Here is a 14,502-nt window from a genome sequence, read left to right on the forward strand (position 1 = left end):
GCACGGAGCCACCCCATGAGATTCCAGGTTCTGGACATCCTGCCCCACCTGACCAACCCGGTGACCGGTCGCCGGGTCCGCACCGACGAGCGCTTCGCGCAGGCCCTGACCTCGGCGCGCTACGCGGAGGAGTTCGGGTTCGACGCCGTCGCGCTCGGGGAACGCCACGCCGGCCACTTCCTGAGCAGCGGCGTCACCGTGCTGCTCGGCGCGATCGCCGCGACGACCAGCCGGGTCCGGATCCAGACCGGCGTCGCCGTCCTGTCCGTCCACGACCCGCTCCGGGTGGCCGAGGACTACGCCACGGTCGACCAGCTCTCGCGCGGCCGGCTGGAGCTGGTCATCGGCAAGGGCAACGAGCTGCGCCAGCTCCCGATGTTCGGCATCACCAACGGCGACCAGTGGGACGCGCTCGCCGAGAAGTACGAGCTGCTGCGCCGGCTCTGGCGGGAGGAGGACGTCACCTGGGAGGGACGGTTCCGCGGCCCGCTGGACGCGGTGACCAGCCTGCCGCGCCCGTTCGCCGGCGCCCCGCGGATCTGGCACGGCTCGGCGACCACGCTGACCTCGGCCGAGCTGGCGGCTCGGTGGGGTGACCCGCTCTTCTCGGCCAACGCGATCCAGCCACGCGACAACTACACCGTGCTGATCGAGCACTACCGCAAGCAGTACGCCGAGCACGGCCACGACCCGCGGTTCGCGTTCGTCGGCGCCGGGGCGGGCTTCCTGTACCTGGCCGACACGACGCAGGAGGCGCGGGAGGCGTTCGGCCCGACCTACGAGAAGATCGTCGAGTTCTTCAACCGGCCTGGTAACCACACGCCGGGCAACGCGATGGAGTTCCCGACCATCGACGACGCGATCGCGCGCGGGCCGGTGCTGGTCGGCAGCCCGCAGCAGATCGCCGAGAAGATCCTCTGGTGGCACGAGGCGTTCGGGCACGACCTGCAGTCCTTCAGCCTGCCCACGATGATCCCGCACGAGCAGCAGCTCGCCATGCTCGAACGCTTCGCCGCCGAAGTCGTGCCCGTGGTGCGCGCGGCCGCGCCCACGGCACTCTGGACCGACCAGGACCCGTACGGCGGCCGCCCCGCCGTCCACGGCCGCACCGCCGCCGACGCGGCGGGCACCATCGAAGGAGCCGCGCTGTGACCGGAGATTCCCTGCACTTCAACGCCTTCATCTGGCCGAACGGCTACCACGAGTCCGCGTGGCGGGTCGTCGACGACGACGTCCGCGGGGTGCTCGGGCTGCCGTACTACGCGAACATCGCGCGCACCGCCGAACGCGGCCTGATGGACTCGATCTTCCTCGCCGACAACATCGCCATCGCCGAATACCGCGTCACCCACCTGCCGCAGACGCAGTTCGACCCGATCTCGGTGCTGTCGGCGCTGGCCGCGGTCACCGAGAAGATCGGCCTGATCGGCACCGGGTCGACGACCTACAACAAGCCGTGGGAGCTCGCGCGCCGGTTCGCCACGCTGGACCACCTCAGCGGCGGCCGGGCGGGGTGGAACATCGTCACCACCATCACCCCGCTGGCGGCGGCGAACTTCGGCGAGAAGGCCCACCCCGACCACGCGGACCGCTACGAGCGCGCGCACGAGTTCGTCGACGTCGTCACCCGCGCGTGGGACAGCTGGGACGAGGACGCGATCGTCGGCGACCGCGAGCACGGCGTGTGGGCCGACCGCGCCAAGCTGCACGCGCCGCGGTTCCACGGCCGGTTCTACGACGCCGAAGGCGTGCTGCCGTTCCCGCGGTCGCCGCAGGGGCGCCCGGTGCTCGTCCAGGCGGGCCAGTCGGCCGCCGGGATCGGGCTCGCCGCCCGGTACGCCGAGCTGGTGTTCTCCGGGCCGCCGTCGCTGGAGGCGGCGGTGAGGTTCCGCGCCGAGCTGGACGCCCAGGTCGTCGCGGCGGGCCGGGACCCGAAGCACGTGCGCGTCCTGCCCGCGCTGATGGTGACCCTCGGCGGCACCGAGGCCGAGGCGAAGGCCCGGGCGCAGCGGCTCGAAGACCTGGCCAGCCCGGAGTTCCGCTGGCAGAACGCGCTGTACACCGCCGGGCTCGACCCGGACGCGTTCGACCCGGACGCCCCGCTGCCCGCGGAGCTGACGGCCGAGGGCGGTTCGAGCCGCCTGCAGCAGCTGGCCGCGGCCGCGCGGGAGCGTCCGGAAGCCCCGCTGCGCGAGATCGCCGCGGCGATCACCGGGGGAGCGGGGCAGGTCCACTTCGTGGGCACGCCGGAGCAGCTGGCCGACCACGTGCTCACCTGGCAAGACGCCGGTGCCGTCGACGGGTTCACCATCATGGGCTCGACGCTGCCCTACGAGCTGACCGCGTTCGTCGACCACGTCGTCCCGATCCTGCAGCGCAAGGGCCGGTACCGCACCGAGTACGCCGGCTCGACGCTGCGTGAACACCTCGCCCCGTGAATCCCAGCATGTGGTTTCTGTCGGTGGGGCTGGTTAGGGTCCTGACCGTCCGTTTTTGACTGAGGAGTGTGGGACGTGGGCTGGACCCGGAACATCCGAGTGGCCGCACTGGTGGCGGTGGCCGCTCTGGGCCTGACGGCGTGCGGCGGCGGGGACGACAAGCCCGCCGCGGCGGGCAAGGGCGGGGCGCCGATCGTCGTCGCGTCCTTCAACTTCACCGACAGCCAGATCCTGGCGGAGATCTACGCGCAGGCCCTGGAAGCCAAGGGCTACCCGGTGACGCGCAAGCTGAACCTGGGGTCGCGGGAGCTGATCTACCCGTCGCTGAAGTCCGGTGAGCTGCAGTTCATCCCGGAGTACCAGGGCTCGGCGATCGCCGCCGGGTTCGGCGCGGACCCGGTGAAGGACGCCAAGGGCGAGCACGAGCAGCTGGCCAAGCTGCTCGAGCCCAGCGGGGTGTCCTTGCTGGACTACGCGGCGGCGGAGGACAAGAACACCTACATCGTCAAGGCCGACCTGGCGCAGTCGAAGGGCCTCGCGACCATCAGCGACCTGAAGAAGCTCGACAAGGTCGTCCTGGCCGGCGGCCCGGAGTGCGAGAAGCGGCTGACGTGCTTCAAGGGCCTCACGGACGTCTACAAGCTGACGAACGCGACGTTCCAGACCGTCCAGGAGCTCGGGCCGCGGGTGCAGCAGCTCGACTCCGGGGCCGTCACGGTCATCCCGGTCGACTCGGTCAGCCCGCAGGCCGGCGACTCGAAGTACGTCGCGCTGAAGGACGACCTGTCCATGGTGCCGACCGAGAACGTCGTCCCGGCGGTGACCAAGAAGGTCCTCGACGAGCGCGGCGCGGACTTCACCGCCGCCGTCAACGCGGTGAGCGCGAAGCTCACGACGGAAGGGATGCGCGACCTGAACAAGCGCGTCGACTCCGACGGCGAGAAGGCCGCGGACGTGGCGAAGGACTGGCTGTCGCAGCAGGGCCTGGTCTGACACCGGGGGAGCCTCAGCCGGGCGCTTGACGGCTGAGGCCCTCCCACCGCGCGTACTGCTCGGCTCGCATCCGCGCGAGCTCCTGCACCATGTCGAACGACGCGCTGCCGACGACGAGGCGTCGTGGCGGCTCGTCCATGGCAGCCACGCGCAGCACGACCGGCGCCGCCGTCTCGGGCGCGGGGCCGGCGTCGTCACCCCACATCTCCTCGAGCTCCTTGCGCAGCTCCCGGTAGGCGGGGTCGGGGGTGGTGAGCGTCGTGCCGGTCGTGAAGAGGCCGGTGGCGTAGCCGCCCATCTGCAGGTTCGTCACGTGCACGCCGAACCGTTCCACCTCCATCGCCAGCGCGTCGGTCAACGCGTCGAGCGCCGCCTTGCCGGCACCGTAGAACCCGACGGACGCCATCCCGCCGCCGCTGCCCATGGACGTGACCTGCAGCAGCCTGCCGCCGCCCTTCAGGTGCGGCAGCACGGCCTGGGCGACCCAGAGCGCGCCGAAGAAGTTGACGTCGAAGTGCGCTCGGACCTGCGCTTCGGTGGCCTCTTCGACCATCCCGTAGAGCATCACCCCGGCGTTGTTGACGACGACGTCCAGACCGCCGAAGACGCCGGCCGCGCGCTCTACCGCGTCGAACACGGCGCCGCGATCGGTGACGTCCAGCGGGATGTGGACGAGCCGGCTGTCTCCGAGCGTGCTTTCGGTGCGGGACGCGGTGACCACGCGGTGCCCGGCGTTCAGCGCGGCTTCGGCGATGGCCCGGCCCAGGCCGCGCGAAGCCCCGGTGACGAACCAGACCTGACCTTCGGACATGGCTGAACCCCCTTCGGTCGTGAACGAGACGATTCGTCTCGTCTCGCGTCGACTTTGCCTGCCGGTCCTCGACGTGTCAAGACGAAACGGTTCGTCTCGCCGCTAGGCTGTCGCCATGGTCACCAAGAAGCCCGACGCGGCTCGCCGCAGCGAACGGTCCCGCCAGGCGATCCTCGCGGCGACCCGCGAGCTGATCGTCGAGCTGGGCTACGCGAAGGTGTCGATCGACGCGATCGCCGCCCGCGCCGGCGTCGGCAAGCAGACGATCTACCGCTGGTGGCCGGCCAAGGGCGCGGTGGTGTTCGACTCGGTCCTGGAGCTGAGCGCCGATCCGTCCGGCGAGGTGGCCGCCCTGCCCGACACCGGCGACCTGGAAGCCGACCTGCGCGTGGTCATGCGCGCGACGGTCGCCGAGTTCGCCGACCCGGTGTACGAGGCGCCGATCCGCGCGCTCACCACGGAGATCGCGAACGATCCGGCCCTGGCCGCGCTCTACCGCGAGCGGCTGGCCGCCCCGGTGGACGAGGCCAAGAAGGACCGGCTGCGCAGTGGCCAGCGAGCAGGCCAGCTGGCACTCGACGCGGACTTGGACTTGGTGCTGGAGGTGCTCTACGCGCCGCTGTACCAGCGCTGGCTGCTGCGCACCGGCCCGCTGACCGAAAGCTACGCGGACGCCCTGGTGACGGCGACGCTGAAGGCGTTCCGCCCCTAGCCGAAGCTGACCCGGCCCAGCAGTTCGTCGACGACGTCGGGCAGTGAGCGTTCCGCCGAGTCCTCCAGCCACAGCACGCTCGCGGTCCGCACTGCAGCGAGGAACGTCGCCGTCATCAGGCGTGCCACCGGTTCGTCGAGGTCGTGGCCCCGGGCGACCAGCACTGCGGCCAGGTCGCGCTCCAGGGTGATCTGGTCGCCGGCCTGCTGCGCGAGCAGCGACGGGTGCCGCCGCAGCAGGCGCAGCTGCGCCACCCACTCGCGGTCCGGGACCGCCCGCCCGTGGTACAGCTCGCGGCTGGCCGTGCGCAGCGCCTGCCACGGCTTCTCTTCGGCCGGCCGGCGGGAAACCAGCGACACGAGCACACCCGTCCGCTCGCGGTCGGCGTGCAGGATCGCGTCTTCCTTGTTCGTGAAGTAGTTGGAGAACGTCCGGCGGGACACGCCCACCGCGTCGGCGATGTCCTCGACCGTCACGCCGTCCAGCCCGCGCTCCATCGCCAGGCGCAGCGCGGCCTCGTGCAACGACTGCCGCGTCGCCGCCTTCTTGCGGGTGCGGAGCGTGTCGAGGGTGTCCATGGGGTCAGCGTAGCGGCGGAGTGTAATTGCTCATTGTGCAAGTTTGCTCATTGCGCAATGATGGTCCGGAACGTGCGAAGGGATCCCATGAAGTCCGAAACCACCGGCTCGTCCGGGTCGATGCGGCACCGCGAGGTGCTCGAGTCCCTGTCCGGGCTGCTGCTCGCGCTGTTCGTGGCCATGATCAGCTCGACCGTCGTCTCGACGTCGCTGCCGCTGATCATCGGTTCGCTGAACGGCACCCAGACGCAGTACACCTGGGTCGTCACGGCCACGCTGCTGGCTGCCACGGCCACCACCCCGATCTGGGGCAAGCTCGCCGACCTGTTCAACAAGAAGACGCTGGTCCAGATCGCGATCGTGATCTTCGTGGCCGGCTCGATGATCAGCGGGTTCAGCCAGGACACCGGCCAGCTGATCGCCGCGCGGGCGTTCCAGGGCATCGGCGTCGGCGGCCTGCAGGCGCTGGTCCAGGTCGTGATCGCCGCGATCATCCCGCCGCGCGAACGCGGCCGCTACAACGGCTACCTCGGCGCCGTCATGGCCGTGGCGACCGTCGGCGGCCCGCTGCTGGGCGGCCTGATCGTGGACGTGCCGTGGCTCGGCTGGCGCTGGTGCTTCTTCGTCGGCGTGCCGATCGCGGTGCTCGCGTTCGTCGTGCTGCAGCGCACCCTCAAGCTGGAGACCGTGCGCCGCGAGAACGTCCGGGTCGACTACCTCGGCGCCGGGCTCATCGCCGCCGGCGTGAGCGTGCTGCTGATCTGGGTGTCGTTCGTCGGCAACTCCTTCGACTGGCTGTCGTGGCCGACCGCCGTCATGGTGGCGGCCGGGCTCGTGCTGCTGGCCCTGGCCGTGGTGGTGGAGAAGAAGGTCCGCGAACCGGTGGTACCGCTGCAGATCGTCGTCCAGCGCACGCCCGCGCTGGCGATCATCGCGAGCCTCGCGGTGGGCATGGCGATGTTCGGCGGCGCGGTGTTCCTCGGCCAGTACTTCCAGATCGGCCGCGGCTACACCCCCACCGAAGCCGGCCTGCTGACCATGCCGCTGATGGCGGGCGTGCTGGTGTCCTCGACGGTGTCCGGACGGCTGATCAGCCGCACCGGCCGGATCAAGCCGTACATCGTGTCCGGCGCGGTGGTCCTGGTGCTCGGCTTCCTCGGGCTCGGCACGGTCGACCACGCCACTCCACTGTGGATCGTCGGGGTCGCGATGGCCGTCGTCGGCATCGGGGTCGGCATGACGATGCAGAACCTCGTGCTCGCGGTCCAGAACGACGTGCCCCTGCGGGACCTCGGCGCGGCGAGCGCGTCGGTGACGTTCTTCCGGTCGCTCGGCGGCACCATCGGCGTCTCGGTGCTCGGGGCGGTCCTGGCGAACCGCGTCTCGGCCGACCTGGCCGCGGCGCTGCACGTCCCGGCGGGGCAGGCATCGACGGGCGGGGTCAGCGCGCTGAACCTCAAGGCACTGCCGCCGCAGGTGCAGGCCGTCGTGCACACTGTCTACGGCGACGCGACCGCGCACATCTTCCTGATCTCCGCGGCGGTGGCCGTGGTCGGCGTGCTCGCGGCGCTGCTGCTCAAGCCGATCACGTTGCGCACCACCATCGACGTCGCGGAGAAGGACGAGCGGGCTTCGGACGCGGTGGTGGGGTAGGGGAGCCGGCGATGGACGGGCCCGGTGCCTTCGAGTCCACTGTGGAGCGGTTCGGCCCGCGCCGCGACGGCGCGGCGCGGGCCATCCTGGCCGGGATCGACGGCACGGACACGGCCATGCGCGCGGCGGCGTTCGCGTTCGGCATGGCCCGGCGTCAGGGCAGCAGGCTCATCGTCGTCTTCGTGGCGTGCCCGGCCCCGCTGGCCCCGCTCCGCCCGGCGGTCGCCACGGTGCTGGAACACGACACGGCAACGCACCTGTACGCCGAGCTGCGCGAACAGATGCGCGAAGCGGCCGAAGAACTGCGGGTGCCGGTGATGCTGGTCAAGACGTACGGCGACCCGTACACGGCCCTGCGCGACACGGCCGACCGCTGCCAGGCCGACACGGTGGTGGTCGGCGCGTCCCAGAAGGCGGGCCACCGCTTCGCGGGCTCGGTGGCGACGAAGCTCATCAGGGCGGGGCACTGGCCGGTGCTGGTCGTTCCCTGACCCAGAAAGAACCGTTCGAGTGACAGGGAAAGCCGGGCGCCGGCGCTAGCCTCGGAGCATGAAACGATCTTGGGCAGTCCTGGTCGTCGCCTTGCTCGCGCTCGCGTCGTCGTCGGTTCCGGCCGCCGCGTCGACCCGTTCGGACGTCTTCTGCCGGGGCAACGCGGTGGGCTTCCCCGCGAAGTGGGGAGCCGTGTCCAAGCCGTGCAGCTTCACCAGCCCGCCCCAGTGGCGCGGCTACCTCGAGGTCACGTGGTTCGTGGAGGCGGGCACGCAGCAGCGCGGCTGCGTCGACGGCCGGATGGCCAGCGTGCGCCAGCCTCGCCCGTGGGAGTCCCTCGGGTGCGGCAAGGGCACCACCGGACGGGTGAGCTGGCCCGCGAACACGTTGTCGCTCCTGGAGATCCGGGTCAAGAGCGTCAACGTCGGGCTCGCGATGGTCACCTACGAGATCTGACCGTCCCGGTACCGTCCGGCGAGTTCCGGGCTCTGGCCCCCGAAAGCGGCCAGCTCGGTCCGGAACACGGCGTCCAGCAGGCTTGCGTCCTCGACCCCGGGAGCGCAGACGACTTCGCCGAGCTCCAGGCCGCGCAGCGAGGCGGACACGACGTCGGCCGCGCTCATCCGGGGGATCGCGCTCAGGTCCAGGCCCTGGCGCTCGTGGAACTCCGTCGCGACCACGCCGGGGCACACGACCTGGACCCGGACACCGGTGCCTTCGAGCTCGGCACTCAGTGTCTGCGAAAGCGTGACCAGGTGGGCGAGCGAACCCGCGTAGACGGCGCGCCGCGGCATCTGCGAGTGGGGCGCCGGACCGCTGAACGCGATCATGCCGGCCACGTTGACGATGGTGCCGCGGCCGCGTTCCCGCATGCCCGCGACGGCCGCGCGGGCGAGCATCGTCGGGGCCAGCACCTTGACCTTGACCAGTTCGCGGGCCTGGGCGGCGGGCAGGTCGGCCAGCGGCATGTAGTGCGCGACGCCCGCGTTGTTCACCAGCAGGTCCAGCGGTTCGGTGGCGGCGATCTCCGCGACGGCGTCGATGCCTTCGTCGGTGGCGAGATCGGCGGCCACGACACGGACCTTGACTTCGGTGTGGGCGGCGGCGAATGCGTCGAGGCGCTCTTGGCGCCGGCCGACGATCACCAGGTCGTGGCCGTCGGCGGCGAGGCGTTCGGCGAACGCCCGCCCGATGCCCGAGGTGGCGCCGGTGACGAGGGCGAGCTTGCTCATGCGTGGTTGTCCTGTTCGGTAGTGGTGCGGGCGGGGGCCGGGGGCAGGGCCGCGGAGCCCAGGAGGGCGAGTTTGTCGGCGGCGTCCGTGCCGGGATCGGGGTGGTAGACGGCGAGCACGAGCCCCGGCGCCTCGCTGACGAGGAGCTTTTCCCGGTTCAGCACCAGTTCGCCGACCACCGGGTGGTCGAACCGCACGGTCGCGCCCCGCCGGTTCGCGACGTCGTGGCGGGCCCACAGCTCCCGGAACCGGGGACTGGCCAGCGAAAGCTCGCCGACGAGCTCGATGAACCGGGGATCGTCGGTCTCGGTCCCGACGGACTGCCGGAAGCCGGCGACCAGTCCTCGCGTGGCGAGTTCCCAGTCCGGGAAGAGCTCTCGCTCGGCGGGGTCGAGGAAGACGTCCCGCAGCCGGTTCGCGCCGGGCACGAGCCGGGGCGAGATCGCGGCGGCGAGCGGGTTGGCCGCCAGCACGTCGAGGTAGCGGCCCTCGACGAAGGCGGGCAGCGCCAGCGCGGCCAGGAACTTGACGGTGCTGGGCGGAACGGTCTCCTTGCGCCGTCGCCGCCGCGCACGGCGGGGTTTCACGTCGGCGAGGCCGATGAGGTAGGCGGTGGTGTCGTCGTCGAGCTGCAGAACGCGGGCGAGGGATTCGAGGACCGAGCGCGACGGGTTGCGGTCGCGGCCCTGTTCCAGGCGCAGGTAGTAGTCGGCACTGATGCCGGCGAGCATCGCGACCTCTTCCCGGCGCAAGCCGGGGACGCGCCGGACACCGGTGACCGGCAGGCCGGCTTGGGCCGGGGTGAGCAGCTCACGGCGGGCGCGGAGGTGATCGCCCAGGAGGTTCGGCTCGTCGGTCATGCTTTCGACTGTAGATCGCCGGGGGCACGGTTACCTGGTCCTGTCACTCCCAGGAGTGCCGGGGCGCCGAAGAAGCGGTGTTAGTGTCGACACGTCGGTATTCGGCCGGAACCCACCGTGGAGTCGTGTGTCCGAGGCGTTGACCTTCGATCCCGGGGCCGCTGCCCGCGTGCGGTTGTGCAGCCGCCGGGACAACGGCTGGTCGTCCGTGCTCGTGCGGGTGCTGGACAACGCCGAGGAAGCCGAACTCGACCTGCCGCCCGTCGGCGACCAGACCGTCGTGCTCGTGAGCCGGGGAACCACGACGATCGAATCCAGGCACGGCAAGCACTGGCGGCGGGCCGGCTACCGCCCGGGCTCGATCGGCCTGACCGCGCCCGGGAACCCGACGCGGATCCGCTGGTGCGGAACGGATCGGCTGCAGACGACGCACGTGCACCTTCCCGGTGCCCTGATCGACCGCACCGCGCTCGACCTCTGGGGCCGGGACGCGAGCCGGCTCGGCCGGCCGGACGCGCTCGCCGTCGAAGACCCGGTGCTCGCGTCCGTCGTGGACGCGCTCAAAGCCGCCGCCCTCGCCGGTGCCGACGAGCTCTACGCCGAATCGGCCGCGACCTTCCTCGCCGTCCACCTGCTGACGCGGCACGCCGAAGCACCGAGACCGCGCGAGCCCGGGCGCGACGAGCTGCGGACGCGCCGGGCGGTGCGGTTCATCCGGGAGAACCACCACCTCCCGCTGACGCTCGGGGAAATGGCGGCCGCGGCGGAGCTGAGCCCGTTCCACTTCCTGCGCGTCTTCAAGGCCGCGACCGGGCAGACGCCGTACCGGTTCCTGACCCGCGTCCGGGTCGAACGCGCCTGCCGGCACCTGGAACGCGGCGACCTTTCCGTCACGGAAATCGCGCAGGCGTGCGGATTCGCGACGCCGTCGCGCTTCGCTTCGGCGTTCCGGACCCAAATCGGGCTCTCGCCTTCCGGATACCGGACCGCGGTGCGGCACCAGCAATAAACGACGTCCCCGGCAGCAACCACGGGAAAGCGCCCCCACCCCGCGCGGGGCTAGCGTCGCCGCGTGTCCACTTCAGAAACCACCGTCGAAGCGACCGTGAACGGCGAGGCCGTCCGGCTCGCGCTGGATCCCCGCGAGTCGCTGCTCGACGTGCTGCGGGAACGGCTCGGCCTGACCGGCACCAAGAAGGGCTGCGACCAGGGCCACTGCGGTGCCTGCACCGTGCACCTCGGCGGGCGGCGCGTGGTCTCCTGCCTGACCCCGGCCGTGCAGGCCGCCGGGCAGGACGTCACCACCATCGAGGGCGTCGCCGGCCCCGGCGGCGCGCTGCACCCGCTGCAGCAGGCCTTCGTCGACCACGACGCGCTGCAGTGCGGCTACTGCACGCCCGGCCAGATCATGTCCGGCCTCGCCTGCATCGCCGAGGGCCACACGGCCGACGACGACCAGATCCGCGAGTACCTCAGCGGCAACCTCTGCCGCTGCGGGGCCTACGCCGGCATCGTCGCCGCCGTCCGGCAAGCCGCCGAAGCGAAGGAAGGCTGATGCGTCCCTTCGCCTACGTCGCGCCCGCCAGCCTCGCCGACGCCGTCGACGCCCTCCGCGACGCCGCCCCCGGCACCAAGGTGCTCGCCGGCGGCACGACGCTCTACGACCTCATGAAGCTCGGCATCGAGACCCCGCCCGCCGTCGTCGACGTGCACCGGCTGCCCGAGCTGGACACCATCGAGACCCGCGACCACGAGCTGGTCTTCGGCGCCGGTGCCCGGATGGCCGACGTCGCCGGCCACCCGGTCGTCCGCGACGAGTACCCCGCCCTGGCCGAGTCGCTGTGGCGGGCCGCGTCGCAGCAGCTGCGGAACATGGCGAGCGTCGGCGGGAACCTGTTGCAGCGCACCCGCTGCGGCTACTTCCGCGGCGGCCCGGAGTTCCCCTGCAACAAGCGCGAACCCGGCAGTGGCTGCGCGGCGATCGGCGGTCACGACCGCACCCACGCGCTGCTGGGCGCCAGTGACGCCTGCATCGCGACCTACCCCGGTGACTGGGCCATCGCGCTGCTCGCCTTCGACGCGGTCGTCGACGTCGTCGGCCCGCGCGGCGAACGCACGGTTCCCCTGGCGGAGCTGCACGTCGAACCGGGTGCCGATCCCACGCGCGAGCACACCTTGGACCCCGGCGAGCTGATCCTGCGCATCCGGGTCCCCGCGACGCCTTCCGGCCGCGGCTCCACCTACCTGAAGATCCGCGACCGCGAGTCCTACGCCTTCGCCCTCGCCTCGGCGGCCGTCGCCCTCACCGTCGAAGACGGGGTGATCGGGGACTGCCGGATCGCGCTCGGTGGCGTCGCCACCCGCCCGTGGCGCGCCGAAGACGCCGAACGGACCCTGCGAGGAGCGCCGCTGACCCCCGAGGCCGCCCGCCACGCCGGGGAAGTCGCGTTCGTCGGCGCGCGTCCCGGCACCGCCAACGGATTCCGGGTCGAACTGGGCATCCGCACCGTCGCCGACGCGGTGCGCATCGCCGCGGAGAGGGCTGCCCGATGACCGACACCCGCCGTGTGGACGCCTACGCCAAGGTCACCGGCAAGGCCGCCTACGGGACCGACCGCGTTCCCGAGGGCGTCGCCTACGCGACCCTCGCCCCGGCCAGGATCGGCCGTGGCCGGGTGTCCCATGTGGACACGACCGCGGCCGCCGCCGTGCCCGGTGTCCTGCTCGTCGTCACCCGCTTCGACGCCGAAGAACTGCGCGGCGCCGGGTTCATCATGGGCGGCGGCTTCTCCTTCCAGAGCCTGCAGCCGCTGCTGGACGACCACATCGCCTACCGCGGCCAGCCGATCGCCCTGGTCGTCGCGGAGACCCTGGTCGCCGCGACCGAGGCGGCCGAGCTCGTCACCGCCGAGTACGAGACCGAGCCCTTCGCCGTCCACCTCGACGCCGAGGGCGCGACCACTCTCGTCCAGGAGGAGGCCATCCCGCTGCCGTTCCTCGCCGACATCAAGGTCGGTGACGCCGACGCGGCGGTCGACGCGAGCCCGGTGAGGATCGACAGCGCCTACGAATACGCGGCGCAGCACGCCGTCCCGATGGAGCTGAACGGCGCCGTCGTCGAGTGGCGGGGTGACACGCTCGTCGTGCACGAAGGCACCCAGAACGCGGCGGCCCTGCGGCACGGGCTCGCCCAGCAACTCGGCCTCGACGCCGCGGACATCGAGGTGCGCTCGCCTTACGTCGGCGGCGGCTTCGGCCAGAAGAACTCGCTCCAGCCGCACCTCGGCCCGCTCGCCCTGGTGGCGCGGCGGCTCGGCCGGCCGGTCAAGCTCGTGCTGGCCCGCACCCAGACGTTCCACAACGGGAGCTTCCGCCCGGCCACGCGCCACCGCGTCCGCCTCGGCGCGGACGAGACCGGCAAGATCCTCGCCGCCGTCCACGAGGTCGACCAGCAGACGTCCCGGCACGACCTGTTCCCGGCGATGCACACCGAGATCACGTCGCGGCTCTACGGTTTCCCGGCGTTCCGCGGCCGGCACCGCCTCGTCCAGACCGACGTGCAGACGCCGGGCTACATGCGGGCGCCGTTCGAGAGCTCCGCGACGTTCGCCTTCGAGTCGGCCGTCGACGAGCTGGCCCACGCCACCGGCCAGGACCCGGTGGCGCTGCGGCTGGCCAACGACACGATGACCGACCCGGTGACCGGACGGCCGTTCTCCACCCGGTTCCTCGCCGAATGCCTCCGGCGCGGCGCCGAGGAGTTCGGCTGGGCGGCGCGGAACCCGGAGCCCCGCTCGATGCGCGCCGACGACGGCTCGCTCATCGGCTGGGGCGTCGCGGCGGGCACCTACCCGGGCAGCATCGTGCCCGCCGTCGCGCACCTGACCGCCGAGGCCGACGGGCGCGTCACCGTCGGCGTCGACGGCCACGAAATGGGCCAGGGCATCCGCTCGGCGATCGCGCTGCTCGTGGCCGGGGACCTCGGCATCCCGGCGGGTGACGTCGAAGTGCGCGTCGGCGACACCCGGTTCGCGGCGCAGCACCTCACCGCGGGTTCGTGGGGGACGGCGAGCGCGCTGCCGGCCGTCCATTCCGGACTGCGGGAGCTGCGCAGGCACCTGAACGTCGCCGACACCGGCGAGGTCGACGTCGCCGCGGCTGTCGAGCGGGCCGGGCACCCGGTCGAGGCCGAGGCGAGCGCGCTCGGGCCCGGCCAGCCGCCCGAGGCGCTCGACCAGGCGAGGTCCGGGCACCTGGCCATCGCCGGGCCGGTGTTCCCCGAGTTCAGCACGTTCAGCTGGGTCGCCCACTTCGTCGAGGTCCGCGTGGAGCCGACGACGTGCCGGATCCGCGTGCCGCGCGTGGTCAGCGTCGTCGACTGCGGCCGGGTGGCGAGCCCGGTGACCGCGGCGAGCCAGGTCCGCGGCGGCGTGGTGTGGGGCATCGGCGGGGCGCTGCGCGAAGAGAGCCTGGCCGACGACCGGTTCGGCGGCTTCCTCAACGCCACGCTCGAGGAGTACCCGATCATGGTCAACGCCGACGTCCACCGCATCGACGTCGCGTTCGTGGACGAGCCGGACCTGCTGTTCAATCCGGTCGGGGTGAAGGGGCTCGGTGAGGTCGCGATGGTCGGGGTCGCGGCGGCCGTGGCGAACGCCGTCCACCACGCCACCGGCAAGCGCCACCACCGACTGCCGATCCGCCTCGATGACGTCCTCTGACCAGCTCGTGGC

At 72.0% G+C, this 14,502-nt stretch carries 15 protein-coding genes; 11 read left to right on the top strand and 4 right to left on the bottom strand.

Annotation, left to right across the window (positions count from 1 at the left end; all coding sequences use genetic code 11):
• Positions 1 to 15: 15 nt before the first annotated feature.
• From QSK39_RS30735 to QSK39_RS30745, 3 genes are all read left to right on the top strand, one after another.
• Positions 16 to 1,152, top strand: coding sequence for an LLM class flavin-dependent oxidoreductase (locus tag QSK39_RS30735; protein ID WP_285481336.1), 1,137 nt, complete (start codon positions 16 to 18; stop codon positions 1,150 to 1,152).
• Entirely contained in the window at positions 1,149 to 2,438 is a 1,290-nt protein-coding gene (locus QSK39_RS30740; protein WP_285481337.1) for an LLM class flavin-dependent oxidoreductase, read from the top strand. The genes QSK39_RS30735 and QSK39_RS30740 overlap by 4 nt, the downstream gene beginning before the upstream one ends.
• Before the next feature lie 75 nt (positions 2,439 to 2,513).
• Positions 2,514 to 3,431: an ABC transporter substrate-binding protein gene (locus QSK39_RS30745; protein ID WP_285481338.1), complete on the top strand. Its 918-nt coding sequence runs from the start codon at positions 2,514 to 2,516 to the stop codon at positions 3,429 to 3,431.
• 13 nt (positions 3,432 to 3,444) lie between these two features.
• Here QSK39_RS30745 and QSK39_RS30750 read toward each other — a convergent pair whose 3' ends face one another.
• The gene (locus QSK39_RS30750) at positions 3,445 to 4,242 is read right to left on the bottom strand and encodes an SDR family NAD(P)-dependent oxidoreductase (RefSeq protein ID WP_285481339.1); all 798 of its coding nucleotides are present in this window, start codon (positions 4,240 to 4,242) and stop codon (positions 3,445 to 3,447) included.
• A 115-nt stretch (positions 4,243 to 4,357) separates the two neighbouring features.
• Between QSK39_RS30750 and QSK39_RS30755 the strand changes: the two genes are divergently transcribed.
• Entirely contained in the window at positions 4,358 to 4,954 is a 597-nt protein-coding gene (locus QSK39_RS30755; RefSeq protein ID WP_285481340.1) for a TetR/AcrR family transcriptional regulator, read from the top strand.
• Here QSK39_RS30755 and QSK39_RS30760 read toward each other — a convergent pair.
• Positions 4,951 to 5,532, bottom strand: a complete 582-nt coding sequence (locus QSK39_RS30760; RefSeq protein ID WP_285481341.1) for a TetR/AcrR family transcriptional regulator — start codon at positions 5,530 to 5,532, stop codon at positions 4,951 to 4,953. The two genes, QSK39_RS30755 and QSK39_RS30760, sit on opposite strands and share 4 nt — an antisense overlap.
• Before the next feature lie 87 nt (positions 5,533 to 5,619).
• Here QSK39_RS30760 and QSK39_RS30765 point away from each other — a divergent pair, with 87 nt between their 5' ends.
• Genes QSK39_RS30765 through QSK39_RS30775 form a run of 3 tightly spaced genes read left to right on the top strand, consistent with a single transcriptional unit; the run spans position 5,620 to position 8,133 of the window.
• Entirely contained in the window at positions 5,620 to 7,185 is a 1,566-nt protein-coding gene (locus tag QSK39_RS30765; protein WP_285481342.1) for an MDR family MFS transporter, read from the top strand.
• An 11-nt stretch (positions 7,186 to 7,196) separates the two neighbouring features.
• On the top strand, positions 7,197 to 7,676 hold the full coding sequence (locus QSK39_RS30770; protein ID WP_285481343.1) for a universal stress protein: 480 nt from the start codon (positions 7,197 to 7,199) through the stop codon (positions 7,674 to 7,676).
• 58 nt (positions 7,677 to 7,734) lie between these two features.
• Entirely contained in the window at positions 7,735 to 8,133 is a 399-nt protein-coding gene (locus QSK39_RS30775) for a hypothetical protein (RefSeq protein ID WP_285481344.1), read from the top strand.
• Here the strand turns inward: QSK39_RS30775 and QSK39_RS30780 are convergent.
• Together QSK39_RS30780 and QSK39_RS30785 are read right to left on the bottom strand one after the other, a co-directional pair.
• A complete protein-coding gene (locus QSK39_RS30780) occupies positions 8,121 to 8,909 on the bottom strand; it encodes an SDR family NAD(P)-dependent oxidoreductase (protein ID WP_285481345.1) in 789 nt (262 codons plus the stop codon). The two genes, QSK39_RS30775 and QSK39_RS30780, sit on opposite strands and share 13 nt — an antisense overlap.
• Positions 8,906 to 9,769 carry a helix-turn-helix domain-containing protein gene (locus tag QSK39_RS30785; protein WP_285481346.1) on the bottom strand — a complete coding sequence of 288 codons (864 nt, stop codon included), beginning with the start codon at positions 9,767 to 9,769 and terminating at the stop codon, positions 8,906 to 8,908. The genes QSK39_RS30780 and QSK39_RS30785 overlap by 4 nt, the downstream gene beginning before the upstream one ends.
• A 127-nt stretch (positions 9,770 to 9,896) precedes the next feature.
• On the opposite strand from QSK39_RS30785, the gene QSK39_RS30790 reads away from it, so the two are divergent.
• From QSK39_RS30790 to QSK39_RS30805, 4 genes are all read left to right on the top strand, one after another.
• Entirely contained in the window at positions 9,897 to 10,778 is an 882-nt protein-coding gene (locus QSK39_RS30790; RefSeq protein WP_285481347.1) for a helix-turn-helix domain-containing protein, read from the top strand.
• Positions 10,779 to 10,841: 63 nt separating this feature from the next.
• On the top strand, positions 10,842 to 11,324 hold the full coding sequence (locus QSK39_RS30795) for a (2Fe-2S)-binding protein (RefSeq protein WP_285481348.1): 483 nt from the start codon (positions 10,842 to 10,844) through the stop codon (positions 11,322 to 11,324).
• A complete protein-coding gene (locus tag QSK39_RS30800; RefSeq protein ID WP_285481349.1) occupies positions 11,324 to 12,322 on the top strand; it encodes an FAD binding domain-containing protein in 999 nt (332 codons plus the stop codon). Before QSK39_RS30795 ends, QSK39_RS30800 begins: the two co-directional genes overlap by 1 nt.
• On the top strand, positions 12,319 to 14,490 hold the full coding sequence (locus QSK39_RS30805; RefSeq protein WP_285481350.1) for a xanthine dehydrogenase family protein molybdopterin-binding subunit: 2,172 nt from the start codon (positions 12,319 to 12,321) through the stop codon (positions 14,488 to 14,490). Before QSK39_RS30800 ends, QSK39_RS30805 begins: the two co-directional genes overlap by 4 nt.
• The last annotated feature ends 12 nt before the right edge of the window (positions 14,491 to 14,502 follow it).

The sequence above is a fragment of the Amycolatopsis sp. NBRC 101858 genome, from assembly GCF_030269325.1.
In the GTDB taxonomy this organism is placed as follows: domain Bacteria; phylum Actinomycetota; class Actinomycetes; order Mycobacteriales; family Pseudonocardiaceae; genus Amycolatopsis; species Amycolatopsis ponsaeliensis.

Coding starts and splice junctions, on each gene's coding strand:
- QSK39_RS30750 (WP_285481339.1), bottom strand. CDS start 4,242: ATGTCCGAAGGTCAGGTCTGGTTCGTCACCGGGGCTTCGCGCGGCCTG.
- QSK39_RS30760 (WP_285481341.1), bottom strand. CDS start 5,532: ATGGACACCCTCGACACGCTCCGCACCCGCAAGAAGGCGGCGACGCGG.
- QSK39_RS30755 (WP_285481340.1), top strand. CDS start 4,358: ATGGTCACCAAGAAGCCCGACGCGGCTCGCCGCAGCGAACGGTCCCGC.
- QSK39_RS30770 (WP_285481343.1), top strand. CDS start 7,197: ATGGACGGGCCCGGTGCCTTCGAGTCCACTGTGGAGCGGTTCGGCCCG.
- QSK39_RS30800 (WP_285481349.1), top strand. CDS start 11,324: ATGCGTCCCTTCGCCTACGTCGCGCCCGCCAGCCTCGCCGACGCCGTC.
- QSK39_RS30735 (WP_285481336.1), top strand. CDS start 16: ATGAGATTCCAGGTTCTGGACATCCTGCCCCACCTGACCAACCCGGTG.
- QSK39_RS30805 (WP_285481350.1), top strand. CDS start 12,319: ATGACCGACACCCGCCGTGTGGACGCCTACGCCAAGGTCACCGGCAAG.
- QSK39_RS30780 (WP_285481345.1), bottom strand. CDS start 8,909: ATGAGCAAGCTCGCCCTCGTCACCGGCGCCACCTCGGGCATCGGGCGG.
- QSK39_RS30775 (WP_285481344.1), top strand. CDS start 7,735: ATGAAACGATCTTGGGCAGTCCTGGTCGTCGCCTTGCTCGCGCTCGCG.
- QSK39_RS30785 (WP_285481346.1), bottom strand. CDS start 9,769: ATGACCGACGAGCCGAACCTCCTGGGCGATCACCTCCGCGCCCGCCGT.
- QSK39_RS30765 (WP_285481342.1), top strand. CDS start 5,620: ATGAAGTCCGAAACCACCGGCTCGTCCGGGTCGATGCGGCACCGCGAG.